15 protein-coding genes are annotated in these 16,646 nt (G+C 39.4%); 3 read left to right on the forward strand and 12 right to left on the reverse strand.

What is annotated here, in order from left to right:
• Window positions 1-10: 10 nt before the first annotated feature.
• The 3 genes from AA0X71_RS12585 to AA0X71_RS12595 are packed head-to-tail and all read right to left on the reverse strand — an operon-like array spanning window position 11 to window position 4,295.
• A complete protein-coding gene (locus tag AA0X71_RS12585; RefSeq protein ID WP_413355658.1) occupies window positions 11-508 on the reverse strand; it encodes a DUF1641 domain-containing protein in 498 nt (165 codons plus the stop codon).
• Window positions 483-3,458, reverse strand: a complete 2,976-nt coding sequence (fdhF, locus tag AA0X71_RS12590) for a formate dehydrogenase subunit alpha (protein WP_413355659.1) — start codon at window positions 3,456-3,458, stop codon at window positions 483-485. The genes AA0X71_RS12585 and fdhF overlap by 26 nt, the downstream gene beginning before the upstream one ends.
• A 3-nt stretch (window positions 3,459-3,461) precedes the next feature.
• Window positions 3,462-4,295 carry a formate/nitrite transporter family protein gene (locus AA0X71_RS12595; protein WP_413355660.1) on the reverse strand — a complete coding sequence of 278 codons (834 nt, stop codon included), beginning with the start codon at window positions 4,293-4,295 and terminating at the stop codon, window positions 3,462-3,464.
• Window positions 4,296-4,447: 152 nt separating this feature from the next.
• On the opposite strand from AA0X71_RS12595, the gene AA0X71_RS12600 reads away from it, so the two are divergent.
• Window positions 4,448-4,669: a hypothetical protein gene (locus AA0X71_RS12600; RefSeq protein WP_413355661.1), complete on the forward strand. Its 222-nt coding sequence runs from the start codon at window positions 4,448-4,450 to the stop codon at window positions 4,667-4,669.
• A 239-nt stretch (window positions 4,670-4,908) separates the two neighbouring features.
• Here the strand turns inward: AA0X71_RS12600 and AA0X71_RS12605 are convergent, their stop codons facing one another.
• From AA0X71_RS12605 to AA0X71_RS12615, 3 genes are all read right to left on the reverse strand, one after another.
• Window positions 4,909-6,027, reverse strand: coding sequence for a cysteine desulfurase family protein (locus AA0X71_RS12605; protein ID WP_413355662.1), 1,119 nt, complete (start codon window positions 6,025-6,027; stop codon window positions 4,909-4,911).
• A gap of 55 nt (window positions 6,028-6,082) precedes the next feature.
• Window positions 6,083-7,306 carry an MFS transporter gene (locus AA0X71_RS12610; protein ID WP_413355663.1) on the reverse strand — a complete coding sequence of 408 codons (1,224 nt, stop codon included), beginning with the start codon at window positions 7,304-7,306 and terminating at the stop codon, window positions 6,083-6,085.
• Between the two features lie 161 nt (window positions 7,307-7,467).
• Window positions 7,468-8,517 carry an NlpC/P60 family protein gene (locus tag AA0X71_RS12615; protein ID WP_413355664.1) on the reverse strand — a complete coding sequence of 350 codons (1,050 nt, stop codon included), beginning with the start codon at window positions 8,515-8,517 and terminating at the stop codon, window positions 7,468-7,470.
• Between the two features lie 270 nt (window positions 8,518-8,787).
• Between AA0X71_RS12615 and AA0X71_RS12620 the strand changes: the two genes are divergently transcribed.
• Window positions 8,788-10,149 (forward strand): cytochrome ubiquinol oxidase subunit I, encoded by a 1,362-nt coding sequence (locus tag AA0X71_RS12620; protein ID WP_413355665.1) that lies wholly within the window; start codon window positions 8,788-8,790, stop codon window positions 10,147-10,149.
• 12 nt (window positions 10,150-10,161) lie between these two features.
• On the forward strand, window positions 10,162-11,196 hold the full coding sequence (locus tag AA0X71_RS12625; RefSeq protein ID WP_413355666.1) for a cytochrome d ubiquinol oxidase subunit II: 1,035 nt from the start codon (window positions 10,162-10,164) through the stop codon (window positions 11,194-11,196).
• Window positions 11,197-11,239: 43 nt separating this feature from the next.
• Here AA0X71_RS12625 and AA0X71_RS12630 read toward each other — a convergent pair whose 3' ends face one another.
• From AA0X71_RS12630 to AA0X71_RS12655, 6 genes are all read right to left on the reverse strand, one after another.
• The gene (locus AA0X71_RS12630) at window positions 11,240-12,274 is read right to left on the reverse strand and encodes a hypothetical protein (RefSeq protein WP_413355667.1); all 1,035 of its coding nucleotides are present in this window, start codon (window positions 12,272-12,274) and stop codon (window positions 11,240-11,242) included.
• 1 nt (window position 12,275) lies between these two features.
• Window positions 12,276-12,809 carry a sigma-70 family RNA polymerase sigma factor gene (locus AA0X71_RS12635; protein ID WP_413362591.1) on the reverse strand — a complete coding sequence of 178 codons (534 nt, stop codon included), beginning with the start codon at window positions 12,807-12,809 and terminating at the stop codon, window positions 12,276-12,278.
• Between the two features lie 247 nt (window positions 12,810-13,056).
• A complete protein-coding gene (locus tag AA0X71_RS12640; RefSeq protein WP_413355668.1) occupies window positions 13,057-14,082 on the reverse strand; it encodes an ABC transporter substrate-binding protein in 1,026 nt (341 codons plus the stop codon).
• Between the two features lie 105 nt (window positions 14,083-14,187).
• Entirely contained in the window at window positions 14,188-15,045 is an 858-nt protein-coding gene (locus AA0X71_RS12645; RefSeq protein WP_413355669.1) for an ABC transporter permease, read from the reverse strand.
• Window positions 15,046-15,852, reverse strand: coding sequence for an ABC transporter permease (locus AA0X71_RS12650; RefSeq protein ID WP_413355670.1), 807 nt, complete (start codon window positions 15,850-15,852; stop codon window positions 15,046-15,048). It lies immediately after the preceding gene.
• 3 nt (window positions 15,853-15,855) lie between these two features.
• Window positions 15,856-16,641 (reverse strand): ABC transporter ATP-binding protein, encoded by a 786-nt coding sequence (locus AA0X71_RS12655; RefSeq protein WP_413355671.1) that lies wholly within the window; start codon window positions 16,639-16,641, stop codon window positions 15,856-15,858.
• Window positions 16,642-16,646 lie beyond the last annotated feature (5 nt).

The following is a 16,646-nucleotide window of genomic DNA, read 5'->3' on the forward strand; positions in this document are numbered from 1 at the left end:
TAATCCCCCTCTAATTGACTTTTTCATTCTCTCGTTTGAACGCTTCTCCCATTCCATGCAAAAATTCAACCATTGTTGTAAGGGATACTTTGACATCAGGATCTCGTAGGCTTGAGCCTAATTTAATTAGACTTTTCTGCTCCCCAGTTTTGACGACATCTAACATCCGTTCAAAGCCCGTATATAATCCATGTAAAATCGCTTGCAATTGCTCCGGATTAATCGAACCGACGAATTGGATCGCCGTCATGCCATTTTTGACGATATTATGGACTCCTGTCTGATTTGCTTGTTGCATGGCAATGGCGCCAATATCTTCACGTTGCTCAAGCATCGATTTGGCTGCATCGAGCACGCCCATTTCATGTAAGCCTTTAATGATATCAAGCGTCGTCATTAAAGCTTCACGATTATCACCAATGGCTTGAAGTAAGGTTGCGATCGACTCCTTTTGTTCATCTATTGGGTTCGGTACACTTTTACTAATTTGCCTGATCGCTTTCGCCATACTGCTCCCCCTCTATCAACTCTGTTATTGGAGTAAAATCTACTCTTCTCCATTTTTCCTCCACTTTTACACTAAGTTGAGGAATGCGATTGCCAAAACGATGATTCACCTTTGGCAGTGGAGGCTCGCCCTTTTCCTCTAGTACATCCATTTTCACACCCATTTCCTTATAGTTTGGTGTATGGGTGATTTTATCGTGATAGCTACTCGTTAAACGATTGACCGCTTCATAGTCTTCACTTGAATTCATCGTCAAATAGATTTCATTTTCTTTAACTCGGTCAGTAACCATTACTCTTACTTTTACTTGTCCATATGGGGAGGTTAAACGAACTAAAGATCCATCCTCAAGTCCCCTTTCTTTTGCCAGCTCTTCAGACACATCAAGCCAAGGATGGGGAACTTTATGGGTTAAGCCTTTAGAACGATACGTCATATTTCCTTCATGGAAATGCTCAAGCAAGCGACCATTATTTAAGTGAAGATCATATTCTTCGCCTGCCATAAACGGTGGCGTCCAATCAACAGGATAAAGTCTTGCTTTCCCATCTGGAAAAAAGAAACGCTCTTCATATAATAGCGGGGTATCGGTTCCATCCTTTTTAACTGGCCATATTAAACTGTTCCATCCATCTAAACGTTCATAGCTCGCACCAGAAAAGATTGGTGCTAATGAAGCCGCTTCCGCCATAAGTTCGCTTGGGTCCTTATAATTCCAATTGGCACCTAAGTGATTGGCTAGCTCTTGGAAAATGAGCCAATCTGGTTTTGCGTCCCCAAGTGGCTCAAACACTTTATGAAAACGCTGAATTCTTCTTTCTGTATTGGTAAATGTACCATCTTTTTCAAGACTTGGGGCTGCTGGCAAGACGACATCTGCAAACTGTGCTGTTTTGGAAAAAAAGACATCCTGAACGACGAAAAACTCTAACTTTTCAAAGGCATCATGCACATGATTTGAATTGGAATCGACGATTGCCATATCTTCTCCAAATAAATACATCGCTCTTATTTTCCCATCCTGAATGCCTTCTACCATTTGGTGGTTATTCATCCCAGGTTTTTCTGGTAGTGATACGCCCCATGCTTTTTCATACCGTTCTCTTACTTCTTTATCTTGAACCGGCTCATAGCCAGGATACCAAGCAGGCATTGTGCCAAAGTCACAAGCACCTTGAACATTATTATGACCACGTAAAGGGTAAGCACCTGTCCCTTCACGTCCATAATTTCCTGTAACAAGCAATAAATTGGAAATCGCTGTACTTCCATCCGATCCGCCTAAATGCTGAGTAATCCCCATCGCCCATAAGATACAGACTGATTTCGCTTCATGAACCATTTCCGCTAATTGAATGATTTCTGCCTGAGACAATCCCGTAATTTCCTCTGCATATTCTAATGTGAATTTTTCCAACGATGCTTTATATTTTTCTACATCATTAACCCGTGATTGTAAAAATTCTTTATCTTCCCAACCTTGGTCGAAAATATATTTCGTTACAGCAGACAGCCAAACGAGGTCTGTGCTCGGTTTCGGATGAATATGAAGATTCGCTCGCTCCGCTAACTCATGCTTGCGAATATCAGCGACGATTATTTTTTGGCCATGTAGCTTATGCGATCTTTTAATTCTTGTAGCAAGTACTGGGTGAGATTCAGCTGGATTTGCTCCGATGACGATAATTAATTCTGATTTCTCAATATCACGCATTGTACCAGAATCTCCACCAATACCGACCGTACGCATCAGACCTGTGGTGGCAGGAGATTGACAGTAACGGGAACAGTTATCAATATTATTCGTTCCCATAATCGAACGAGCAAACTTTTGGAAGATATAATTCTCTTCATTTGAACATTTGGATGAAGCAATATAGCCGATCGAATCTGGACCATGTTCTTCTTTAATGCCCGACAACTTTGATGCAATTAATCCCAACGCTTCTTCCCATGTTGCCTCAACAAACTCTTCCCCTTTCCGAATTAACGGTTTGGTCAAACGCTCTTCGCTATTAACAAAATCCCAACCGAATTTTCCTTTAACACAGGTAGAGATACCATTGACGGGTGCTTCAGCTTGGGGCTCAATTTTCAGGATTTTTCGATCCTTTGTCCAAACCTCAAAGCTACATCCAACACCACAGTACGTACAAACCGTCTTTGTTCGTTTAATACGAGATTTACGCATCGCTGCTTCCACTTCAGAAATCGCAAAAATCTCTTTATAGCCCGGTTCTACTTCTTTTGTCATATCGATCATCGGTTCTAAAATCTTTGGTGGAATAGAGGTTAGAAATCCTGCTTCGCCGAGCATCGTTTTTTCCATTAAGGCATTACATGGACAGACGGTTACACAATGACCACAAGATACACAGGAAGATTGATCGATGGGTACATCATTGTCCCAAATTACCCTTGGCGCTTCTCGATTCCAATCGATCGTTAACGTTTCATTAACCTGTAAATCCTGACAAGCCTCCACACAACGCCCACATAAAATACATTGGTCCGGCTCATATCGGTAAAAAGGATGAGAATTATCGGGCGGATATGGCTTTGGTTTAAATTCATATTTTTGATGCTCAATTTCCAAGTACTCAGCTGTATTATGAACGACACAATTGCCATTATTGTTATCGCAAACTGTACAATATAGCTCATGATTTTTTAATATTCGACTCATTGCCTCATATTGAGCATCCTTGACCATTTTTGATTGGGTATCAACCATCATGTCCGGTTCTGCCTTGTGAGTACATGCTCGAACCATCTCTCCATTTGCCTGTACGAAGCAAGTATCACATGTTTGAATAGACCCCAAATTCGGATGGTAACAAATACTTGGAATCATATAATCTTGTGACTGAGCTACATCCAAGATCGTTTGTTCTTCTTTTGCGGAATACTCCTTGCCATTGATATGAATCGTAAATGCTCCGTTTTCCATCGTCTACCTCCTTGTTTTTTGTTTACTTTTCATTTCTAACAGATTGCTACCTTCAGACATTGCAGGTTTCAATGTTTCAATATAAGCGATCCAATACATCATTCCGACGAAAATTCCACCGCCAATAGCATTCCCAATAAAAACAGGGATAAAGTTCCAAATATAATCCATCCAACTAAAATAGCCGGCAAAAATAGCTGCTGGGATGACAAACATATTGGCAACTACGTGTTGAAAGCCAATTGCCACAAACGCCATAATTGGGAACCAAATCGCTAGTATTTTTCCTGCGATATCTTCAGCTCCGTACGATAGCCACACGGCAAGACCGACGAGCCAGTTACAGCCAATTCCAGAGATTAAACATGTCCAAAAACTAGCTTCGATTTTTGCTTCTGCCATCGAAACTGTACTCGATAAATAAGGCTCTTCCCCGGTAAGACCAATAAGATGTCCGAAAAAATAAGCAATAAAAATCGCCCCAATAAAGTTGCTAATCGTAATCCAAAACCAATTATTGAGCAGTCGCTGCACCTTCACTTTCTTCGCTAAGCACGCAATAGAGACGGCCATCATATTTCCCGTCAACAGTTCTCCTCCTGCAATAATTAAAAGAATCAAGCCTACAGGGAAAACTGCTGCACCTAAAAAGCTCTTAAAGGTCCCCCATTCATGAGGTAGACCTGCCACAATTCGAATATCTAATAGATACCCCATTGCAATAAACGCGCCACCAAGAAACCCTAAAACAAGCATGTTCACAAGTGGCAAATTGGCCTTACGATTCCCTGCTTCAACGGCTAACTCAGCAATTCGTTGCGGCTGATGAAACCCCATTCCTCCGCCTCCTTTTTAATGTAAGAATCATTTATTCATTTTCGAACATGATATTAGAATTTCATAAATGAGGAAAAAAATGCATGATGTTGAACAAAATTGGAAATGGATAATTTCAGAAGAGTTTGAATGAGAGGTGTTTTATAATTAATATGGATAAAGAATTGTTATTTCAACGAATTGAAAATATGATCATTTCATCTACCAAAAATCCAAAATATGTTTCATTCTCAACCGTTAAAATGGCAGATTTATTTGGGGTTAACCAGTCAGAAATTGAAAATGGGGTTAATGAACTTATCGATGAAGGACGTTTGAAAAAAACACAGCTTTCTGAACTACCTTCTTATGAAGTCTATATGTTGCCTTCTTGAATTAAAGAGGGATCAAAATCGATCGTAAGCCTTGATCGATTTTGATCCCTCTTTCCTGTTTTTTGTCGTTTCTACTACTCTCTATGTCGAACGAAAATGATTTACTTTCAGTTTCTATTTCTGTTAAATTTTACATATTGGAATTATATTTTGGAGCGTAATTCTATGAGAAAGTTTTTCCTTGTTTTCATGACTGTTTTTTTCCTTTTTGGGTGCACCCCTGTAGAAGAGGGATTTTTTCATCCCTCCTTCATTATATTCTTTAAAGAATCTACCACTCTATCGATCTCCTCCTTCGTTGTTTGGCGTCCAAGACTAAAACGAATCGCTCCCATACCGACCTTTTCTGTTACACCCATTTCTTTTAAAACAGGCGAAAGCTCTACACTCCCTGCGTGACAAGCAGATCCTGTCGAGGCTGCCAAATAAGGAATCGCATCTAATAGATCCTGTCCCACTTTCCCGACAAAGCTAACATTTAATGTGTTTGGCAATCGTTCTGTTGGATGTCCATTTAACTGAACTCTTCCAGCAAATTCATTTTCTAACCTTTGCCAAAAATAAGTAGTCAGCTCCTGAACGCCTAAAGTCATTTTACTCGCTAACTCACAAGCTTTTCCTAATCCTACGGCAAGCAATGTATTTTCAGTTCCTGCGCGCATTCCATATTCATGACTTGCGCCGTGAATAAGTGGTTCAAGCTTCACCCCTTCCCTTACATAAAGAGCACCAATCCCTTTTGGAGCGTACAGCTTATGACCCGCAATCGTGAGCATGTCCACATTTAAATCTGCTACATTCACTTCTACTTTACCGATCGATTGTGAAGAGTCTGTATGAAAAACGACACCATGTTTTTTGGCGATCTCACCAATTTCCTTTATGGGCTGTAATGTTCCTGTTTCATTATTTGCATGCATAATCGAGATCAAAATCGTTTCCGTCGTGATCGCATTATCAATTTCTTCTGGTGCCACTCTGCCGTATTGGTCTACTTCAACGTAGGTCACCTTGGCCCCTAATCGTTCAAGAAAACGACAAGGATTAATAATCGCCGGATGTTCGATTTTAGAAGTAATAATATGGTTGCCTTTTTCAAGATTCTGAAAATAAATCCCCTTGAGAGCCAAGTTATTTGCTTCACTTCCACCACTAGTAAATATAATCTCATTTTCTTTACAGTCAATAAGCTTCGCAACCTGACTTCTAGCTTTATGTAGTAATTCTTTCACAGGTTTCCCAGCCCAATGTAATGCCGATGGATTCCCATAATAATCCATTAATAGAGGGGTCATTGCTTCCACTACTTCTGGGGCTATTGGGGTACTTGCATTGTAATCAAGATATACTTTTTCCATCGTCGTTACCTCCTTTTCCATCATTATAACAAAAGAGCACAGATAGACTGTGCTCTTACGTCGTTTCATTCAAAACAGGTCTTCCTGTTTCCACCAAAGTCTTGTTTTTCCCTAACAAAATAGATAGTAGCACTAGCAGGATTCCCGTTCCAACAAGGAGAATTTCAATCTCAATCAAGTCAGCAATCGGTCCGAAAATAAGCATCCCGATTGGCATCATTGATGTCGAAATCATTCCAAATACCCCAAAAATTCTTCCTAAATAGTTTTCTTCGACCTTCTCTTGAACTAATGTCATCGTTGGCGTGTTGAAAATCGGCATCGCCACACCGAAGATACCCATGAAGAGTAAATAGAGCCAAAACATCGGAACCACTCCTAATGCGAAGGTGCAAGCTCCCATTAAAAGGCTGGCAAAGGTCATCGTGTAAACCTTATTTTTAAAGCCACCCCATGAAGCGATGATTCCTCCACCTGCCATCATTCCAACGGAAAATGCAATTTCAATCGCTGTTAGTCTCCACACTTCATTTCCAAAACTACGTACTACCTGTAATGGCGTTAAAAATGCAGCAGGAGCCATCAACACGAAGAAGATCGCAAAAAATAAGAAGAACACTTTTAAAAAGTTCGCCTGCTTAATATACACTAACCCTTCTTTCATATCGCTGAAATAGCTAGTCGTTTGTTTGACTGCTGCCTTGGCGTGGACTGGAATCTTGAAAAATACGAGCAAAGTAAAAATAGCAATTGCAGCCGTAATCACATCAATAAAGAAAATCATCTCAAGTGTCGCCCATGTTAGTAATCCCGCACTGACAATTGGAGATACAAACATAATGACCGCTTGAATACTCCCATTTATCCCGTTAATTTTCGTAAGCTGATCCTTTGGCACAATTTGTGGTAAAATCGCACCTACTGCTGGTGTTTGAATTCCTGTCCCAAGCGCACGAATCGCAGCCATCACAAAGAGTAACCATGTCGCTTCATACCCCATTATAAATACAATCGCTAAAATAAGGGTAGCAATTGCGATCGACGCGTCTGCAACAATAATAAGAATTTTCCGATTAAAACGGTCTGCCCACACCCCTGCAAAAGGAGACAATATAAATGTAGGAATAAAACCGCAAATGATGTATAACGTCATCATCATACCTGATTCTGTCGTCAAAGTTATGTACCACATGATTGCATATTGGACAAGCGATGATCCAAAGAGCGAAATCGTTTGACTACTTAAAAAAAGGATAATGTCTTTCTTCCATTTTTCCATTCAATCACAACCTCTTCTTTATACGAGAACCGTTTCTATTCTACTTGGAAACGACTCAATCTCCAAAATTATAGCAGATTTCTATCATAAGTATAGGATAAATTGATCAACAAAATCCTACACCGATAAAAATAGTCGCCCATTGTGAGCGACTATCACTTTTATTGGATGATTCTTTTTGTAAACAGGTAGTTTTTTGACCAGTAACTATTTTGCATTACATTTTTCGTGATTGCTACACCGAGAGATGTTGAAGCGTGAATCATACTTCCATCCCCCATATATATCCCCACATGGGCTACCCTTCCGTCACTATAAGAATCTTTCATCGTGAAAAACATTAAATCTCCAGCCTGAAGGTTTGTAACCGTTGTTCCTTTACTTGCTTGGTCTCTCGATACCCTTGGAATATTGATACCCACTTGTTGGAAAACAAGTTGAGTGTACGAAGAGCAATCAAATAAGTTTGGTGCTTCTGCTAAAGTTGCACCAAACTTATACCCGGCGCCAATGTATTTTTTTGCCACTTCTAATACTTTTTGTCTTTGAGCCGCAACAGTCGTTTGATTATTATTTTTTACAGGTTCGTGCTCTTTAACTGGCTCCATCTCTTTCGGAGACCCGCCATCAGGTAACTTTAAAATTTGTCCATCTTTAATGATGTTTGAGGTAAGATTATTTGCCTTTTTTAATTCATCCACTGTTGTGTGATGTAAGCGAGAAATATTCCATAATGAATCGCCTGAATGGACGACATATTGTTGAGCTGGCTTTTGAACCTGAATGGAGCCATTCGATTTGTTAAAAGTGATATAAGTATTAAATAAGGCTCCACCTGCATGCAATGAGATATAAGCTGTTTTATTAATCCATCGAGGGGCTTTTATATTCACATATTCATTCCCCTTTTTAGCCTGAGTTCCACCCATTGTCGTCCGAATAGATGTAGAGCCATCGGTTACCTCATAGGTTAATGTCTTTTCTTCAAACTTAATACTATTGTATCCGAGAATTTTCGCTAATTGAACAAAGGGTAAATAATAAATCCCATCAATCCTTATTGGATTAATCCCATTTACTATTTTTCCATTAATGGCAATCCCAGCTGTCGGCACCTGTTCAACTTGCGCGCTTGTGCTTAAAGCCCCGCTCGATATAACCCCAATAATGAATACGATGATAGCCAATATTCTAAGTAGTTGTTTTCGCATTTTTTATCTCCTTTTTGAAGTTTTATGTTCTTTTTTAGTTTCACAATTTTTAACATGTATCGTTATGATGTGTTTTGATTTCATTTTTATTCTTCGAAAATTATCGATTTTTGGGACTCGTTTAGTTTTTATGTCAATGACATGATTTTCTCCGTCGCTTGTAGGGTTTTACTTAAAAAATGGAGGAGTTTAAAAGAGCCAAATTTTACATACAATTGTACCTTTTGGAAATAAATATGTAGACAACATTTTCTGAGAGGACGAACGAATGTGGATGATTTATTAATTGCACGGTCCTTATTTGGGACAACGATGGCCTTTCATATTATTTTTGCAACCATCGGTGTTGGGCTGCCGTTTATGATTTTAGCTGCAGAATTGCTCTATCAAAAAACGAAGGATCTTGATTATGTGGTGATGGCAAAGCGATGGACAAAAGCGTTTGCCGTTCTACTTGGTGTTGGAATTCCAACCGGAACGATTGCAGGTGTTCAGCTTTCCTTATTATGGCCCGGTTTTATGGAAGTGATTGGCCGAGTAATGCCTTTGCCTTTTCAGATTGAAATCTATGCCTTTTTTGTTGAAGCACTGTTTATGTCCATTTATGTATATGCTGCCGAGAGAATTGCACCATGGATGCGGATTGCCAGTTTAATATTAGTTGCATTAGGCGCCTTAGCATCTGCCGTTCTTATTACAAATGTCCACGCTTTTCAAGGAACACCTGCAGGATTTCGCTATGAAAATGGACAATATCTCGATATCGACCCGTGGGCAGCGTTTTTTAATCCGAGCTTTTTTGTAACAGCAGGTCATGTTGCTCTTTCTGCGTATGTAGTCGGCGCATTCGTCGTAGGAGCAGTTGCTTCTTTTAAATTAAGAAAGCAATCAGTTGGTTCAAGAGAGTATTTGTTTCATAAAAAAGCGCTCCATTTAAGCTTAGTGATTGGCTGTCTATTTGCTTTTTTCACTGCCTTAAATGGGCATTCTGCAGCACAATATTTGCATGAATTCCAACCAGAAAAATTAGCTGCTGCTGAAGGGTTATTTGAAACGCAATCGCACGCCCCACTTGCCATCGGCGGTTTCACGGATAAAGAAACGCAAGAAGTGAAATGGGCGCTTGAAATTCCTTGGGCTCTCAGTTTTCTTTCAGGAAACAGCTTTGACACGGTTGTTGTTGGACTAAATGACTTTCCTGAAGAATATTGGCCACCACTATTTATCCATACCCTTTTCAATGGAATGGTCGGTATCGGCACTCTACTTATACTAATCCCACTCCTTGTTTTTGCATGGAGAAAAGTTCTCAAAAGGAAGACCTATCCAAAACCATTGCTCTGGACGCTCGTCATGTGCGGACCATTAGCTGTTCTTGCGATTGAATTCGGCTGGGTATTTGCTTGTACTGGACGACAGCCATGGGTCATTTACCGGATTCTTAGCACCGCAGAGTCTGCGACAACTGCCACAAATTTAGCTACGTTGTTCATCTTATTTATTGCCGTTTATATTATTTTGGCGATTGCCGTTGTTGCTGTATTATTATATTTCTTTCGAAAAAATAGTGTTTTGGATGATATTGAGCGGGCAGAAAAGAAGGATGTACCACTATTTAGTACAAATACATAGGAGGAGTTGGATATGACAGATGCACTCATTGCAATAACCGTCTTATGGGGATTTGTCTTTATTTATGCCGTCATGGCTACAATGGATTTCGGCGCTGGCTTTTGGTCGATGATATACATGAATAAAGAAAAAACAAGAGCAACCAATATTGCCAATCGTTACTTATCCCCGACATGGGAAGTGACGAATACTTTTATCGTTGCCTTAGTTATTGCGATCTACAGTCTTTTTCCGACAGCAGCGTATAGTCTTGGAACAATCCTACTCATTCCAGGCAGTGCAATTCTACTCTTACTGGCATTACGTAGTGCATTTCTTGTGTTTTCCAATATTGCAACCGAGTATAAGAAACCGCTTACCTACATTTCAGGAATTACTGGGATCATCATTCCAGGACTGTTAATAAGTGTTCTACCTATTACACATGGACAGCTTGTTGAGTATGAAAATGGGATCGCCAATCTGCACTTGTCAAGCTTGCTCAGCAGTCCAAATGTATACGTTTTTATTGGCTTTGCGATCTCAAGTACCTTATTTCTTTCTTCCTTATTGTTAGCAGATTACTCAAATGTGTCAAATGAGAGAGAAGCTTACAACGTCTATTTACGGGATGGACGATACTTAGGTCCACTTACGTTGTTTTTTGCCATCCTTATTATGTTTACATTACGGAATGAAGCCAGATGGTTATATGAACGAATGATGGACGATCTTCCTCTTCTACTGATATCTGTTGGGTGCTTTTTGATTATCGGAATCGGTTTATATGCACCATCCTTTTTTCAAAAAGACGTTACGGGAATGCCTCGTTTAGCCGTCATTGCAGCGATTGCACAATATTTGATCGCAAGTTATGTATACGGAAAGGCTCATTTGCCCTATATCATCTATCCAAACATTACGATAGAATCAGCCATTACCGATCCGAACTCATTTCGAGCTGTCTTCATCACTTATATCATCGGATTTGCGATACTTTTCCCAGGTTTTATCTATTTTTGGAGTTTATTTATGCATGATAAAAAATACTTGCGGCAAAAAGGATAATGTTGATACGAAATGGGGCTCGTAACAGCCCCATTCTAAAATATTATAAATGGATATTAAAGATCAATATATCAAATAATTTCCCATCAACATATAGCAATATTGCCCATTCACCAGTCATGGGAAGTTTTACACTGGAAGGTGTGTGGGCATCTGCTCCGTTATTCTCTCCTCCTAGTTTTATATTCCACCCTCCAGTAAGGATTGGGTAGGCAGTTCTCTCTTTTTTATGAAAGCCAACTACCGTTAGTTCCGTATTCAACGTATTTTCGATTCCCCATAGATGCCACATCCACTTTTGACTCATTTTAACACTAGGCATATTAGCTCCGATGACACCTGACTTGTCTACGTTCCCAATCATATTATCCCCAATATCAAGCGCTTTTTTCTCCCAATCAATTTGCTCAAAATCCCTTTTCTGGACAAATTCTGGGATATTTTCAGGTAAAAATATAGGAGTAAATTCTTCGCTCTCAATAGAAAATATGACATCTCCGTACAATTTCTCATCTAAATAAACCTCATATTTCCACAAGCCAGCATTTGGAACGGTAAACTCCGTTGTAAATCTATTTAAACTAGAGTATCCAGGTGTTGGTTCAGTAATCTTCTGTGAGGGTAACACATTAATTCGCTCACCAGTTTCTTGATGAATGATGTCAATTTTAATAGCTTTTCCCTTGTAAGTCTCAAAAGATTCTTTAAAACTGAATATATAACCAAAAGGTTTTCCAGCCGTTAAAAAAGGATCTGGAAAAACGGAAAACAATTCCATGCCATTTTTTCGGTAACTATACCGAACCCCCCATTCGTTTTCCAACGTTTCCGTAGTTCCCTGATGTACTCCATCATTTGAGAAAAAGTTATCTTTTATATCTGTAAAAAAAATGAGTAAAAAAAATGATAGAGCTAGCGTTGTAAGTACGTAAATATGAAATTTGGAGTTTTTAGGATTATTCATTTTCCCCTGAATTAGTGAGAGTCTAATTTTTACTTTCTGAACTTCAGTAAACCGTAATCCTTTATGTGTAGAAGAATCCATTGCTTTTCGTAAAATACTAAGGTCCTTTTCCATTTTATCTCCCCCTTTCCAGGATCGTTTTTAACTTTAACCTTGCTCTACTAAGCCTTGTTTTGACCGTATTTCTTTTTATTCTCAAAACTTCACTAATTTCATCAATTGGTAGTTCTTCATAATAATATAATGTGATCACTTCACGATATTTTAAAGGAAGTTCTAATACACAAAGAGATAGATACTCATCTTCGCTTTTCCTCATAACGCTCATTTCAGGGGTAAACTCAGAAGAAATGATGCGTTTAAATAAATCAGTATTAATGATAACCTTTTTAAACAATGAACTCTTTAACATATCTTTGCACTTGTTAATCGTGATCCGATAAATCCATGCCTTAAAGGAGACAATTTCACTAATCTTGTCATATTCCTTATAACAAGTAATAAATACGTCTTGAACAGTATCCTCAGCAAGATTCCAATCCTTTAAATAGTTATAGGAAAGCTTTGTTAATCGATCACCATATTGGTCCATAATTCTTTCAAACCATATATCTCTAATTTCTTCATAATCATTTTCCTCCCCCATCATTCTCCCCACTACACTATCACCCCTCATTGTCACCTATAGCTAAGACGATTGAGTTCTACTTTGGTTTCATTTTTTGAAAAAAATTGCATATTCTATTTTTCGAGATAGTACAGCAAGATACCTTCCAGAGTAGCTAGTTTGCAAATTTATTGTATTAAATAATAACCTCATTTCAACAACTGAGTGTAACAAAAAAAAGCCCGCACCTACTGCTTAAAACAGAGGTACGGGCTCTTCAATTACTTTTCTACTCCAACGCCATCTCCATAATTTCATGAGTATAGGCTTCATCTAAATTGGCTGGTTCCTTGATAACCCCAAACTGATGGGCAATATCTGCCGTCTGTTTGAACATCTCGTCGTCAATCATACCAATATTTTCAGGAGCAAATCCTTCTGGTACAACAAGCTTCGCTACTTCTTCCATCATCTTCAATTGGTGCTCTCTCGTGCTACTTCCTTCTTCCGCTTCCTTCATGACCGCATCAACAGCTGCTTTTGGATCGTCAATCGCAGCCTGCCACCCTTTAATAGATGCACGAACAAATTTAGCGGCTACTTCTTTATTTTCTTCTAACCATTCCTTATTAGCAAAAAGATTGTCCTCAAGCATGGCTACTCCTTCATCATTCATGTCGATAACATTAAGGTCGCTTTCAGGAATGCCTTCTGCAAGGACGACATTGTACTCATTGTAAGTCATTGCTGAGGCGGCATCAATTTCTCCACCTAAAAATTGGTCCATCGTAAAACCTTGTTTTACAAATGATAGATCCTTATTTTGATCAAGTCCATACTTATCAAATAATGCTAAAATCTCGAATTCATTTCCACCCATCCAGTTGCCTACATTTTTGCCTGCTAAATCTTCAGAAGAGTTAATTCCAGCTTCTTTTTTGGACACTAACAGCAATCCACTCTTTTGATAGATTTGAGCAATTTGTACGAGTGGTAAACCTTGTTCTTGATGGGGCAGTAAGCTCGCTACCCAGCCAATTCCAATATCAGCAGCACCGTTTGCCACCTGTTGTTCAGGGACAATATCCGGCCCTCCAGGAACAATCGTAACATCTAAACCTTCATCTTCAAAATAGCCATTTTCTAAAGCCACAAAGTACCCTGCAAATTGAGCTTGCGGAACCCATTTTAACTGTAGTTTAACCGGGGTTAGATCACCTGATGAACCTGAGGATGTATCATTCCCACACCCTGTTAAAAAAATTCCTGTCAACATTACTACTAAAATCATTAATTTTCCAAGCGTTTGTTTCACTCGCTTTCCCCCTTATATACTTTTCTATTAGAAGCATGACAAGATGATTTGAACTTTTTACTATATTAAGATTTTCGCTCATGCAAAAAATCAGAATACCCTATCCTATGTTCTAGCTGAGGAATGCCACTTTAAGAAGATTTTCTCTAGTCCTTCTATGATTAGGTAAAAAAGGATTCCTGCTATCGCTGCCATAACGATGCAAGCCCATCCTAATGGCATTTTTGCTACTTTAATAGAGTTGGATAGCAAATAACCGAGACCTTTCGAAGAAAAGAAAAATTCGCCAACTATCGCACCAATCATGCTGGCCGTTGTATTAATTTTTAAAGCGGTAAAGACGTATGGGAGACTATTGTTGATCCGTAGAAAACGTAACACATCCAGTTTTTTCGCCGCATAGGAATGCATTAAATCAAGGGCGAGTGGATTGACATTTGTCATCCCTTTATAGGCATTGATTGCCATCGCAGCCATGGTCACTACAGCAACAATGGCAACACGAGAAGCAATTCCATCTCCAAACCAAAGATTCATAATCGGCGCTAAAGCAACGATTGGAACAGCGTTTAACGCAACGACAATCCATAAACCACCTTGACCCCATTTCGGAAAGGCAGTTGCTACTAAGGCAAAGACGAAACCGAGCGAAGAGCCTAGAAGCATCCCAAGAACAGCTTCAGACACGGTATATCCCATATAGGCTATCAAGATGTCCAAATTTTCGATGGTCGCCTCTACAATCGCTGATGGCAAAGGTAACTGATAAGTTCGCAATTGTAAAATGAAGTGAAACACTTCCAATTGCCATAAAAACATAAAAAGGATGCCCGCTCCAACAGGTAGAAATACTTTTTGATAGTTATTACGTATATTTGCATTCTTCGAAGATTTCCCTACACCTTTTACAGCGACAGGCTGCTGGACCCACGTCATTTCTTTTTCTGCTGATTTTCCAGCCATCTACTCATCACTCCTAATCTTTCGAAATTCAGGCTGCCAAGGAGTTACCAATCGCTCAATGAGACTGATGATAAAATAACTAATAATCCCTAAAAAAGCACCAGCTAAAACTGTGAGCCAAAACATATAATTATGAGATGGACCGTAGTATAAATTACGAAGCATGATCACTCCAATCCCTTTAGTTGCTCCCATCAACTCTACTAAAATCGCACCGGTTACGGCGAGTGGTGCAGCAATTTTCAATCCGCTAAATAAACTAGGGAGGGATGAAGGTAATCGTAACTTCCAATATATCGTCCAAGGCTTCGCCGCGTAAGAATGCATTAACTCAGCTGCAGATGACTCTGCACTACGTAGTCCTCTAAGCATATTGAGGGCCACTGGAAAAAAGGTAATATAGCCTGCAATCAATATTCGCGCTAGCTGGTCATCATGTACGATCCCATATACAATCGGGGCTAATCCAAGGATTGGAATCATTTGCGAAGCAACCGCATATGGGAATGTCAGTTGTTCTACCCATTTTGATACACTCATCAGAACAGCTAACAATACTCCTGCTAACGCCCCAAATACAAATCCTAAAGTTGCATTGGTAAACGTTACCCAACCTTCTGCTAATAAAATATTTGCATATCCTGGAAAAGTAGCAGCTAGTTCATGTAGATATGGGAGTTTTGACTGAGCTAAAGGCACTTCCAATACTTCGAGTAACAACCATGACAACAATTGCCAGAGGAGTATCACCCCGAGAAACCAGAAAAGTATGGGTGTTACTCGATGATTGACGACTATATTTTTCATTTGCTACACTCCCTCGAAACTATCGCGAATGTTTGAGATAAGTTCATAAAATTCGTGACTGTTGCGCATTTCCTTTGTTCTTGGACGAGGCAAAGGAATTTCTACAACCGTCGAAAGTCTCCCTGGATGTGGTGATAGAACAAACACTCGATCTGATAAAAAGATGGCCTCAGGAATACTGTGTGTGACGAACACGACCGTGTTTTTCACTTTACTCCAAATGGATAGTAATTCTTCGTTAAGTCGTTCCCTTGAAAATTCATCTAATGCAGAGAAAGGTTCATCCATGAGGAGAATTTCAGGTTCTATCGCAAGGGCTCTCGCAATCGCCACCCTTTGTTGCATCCCTCCACTTAGTTGCCACGGATATTTCTCCTTAAAATCACTTAAACCGACTAATTCTAGTAAGTTAGCAACTCTTTTTTCACGTTCATTCTTATCCACTCCCATCATTTCCAGTGGAAGGGAAATATTATTTTTTATTTTCCGCCAGTCATACAAGACAGGACTTTGAAAAACGATTCCATATTTTTGAGCCAATCGCGCTTCCTTTGCAGTTCCACCAGCCACTTTAATTTCCCCACTCGTTGGCTGAATCAAATCTGCCATAATTCGTAATAATGTCGTCTTCCCACAGCCAGAAGGTCCTAGTAGAGAGACAAATTCTCCCTTACGAATATCAACAGTGACATTATCAAGAGCTAAAACCTCTGACTTGTCAGTTTGATAGCGCATGCTAACATGTTCCAATTCTATTTCTGTTCTAACATTTTGCGTTAAGGTCATCATAAATG

It is taken from the genome of Robertmurraya phoenicis, from assembly GCF_047302285.1.
GTDB lineage: Bacteria > Bacillota > Bacilli > Bacillales > Cytobacillaceae > Robertmurraya.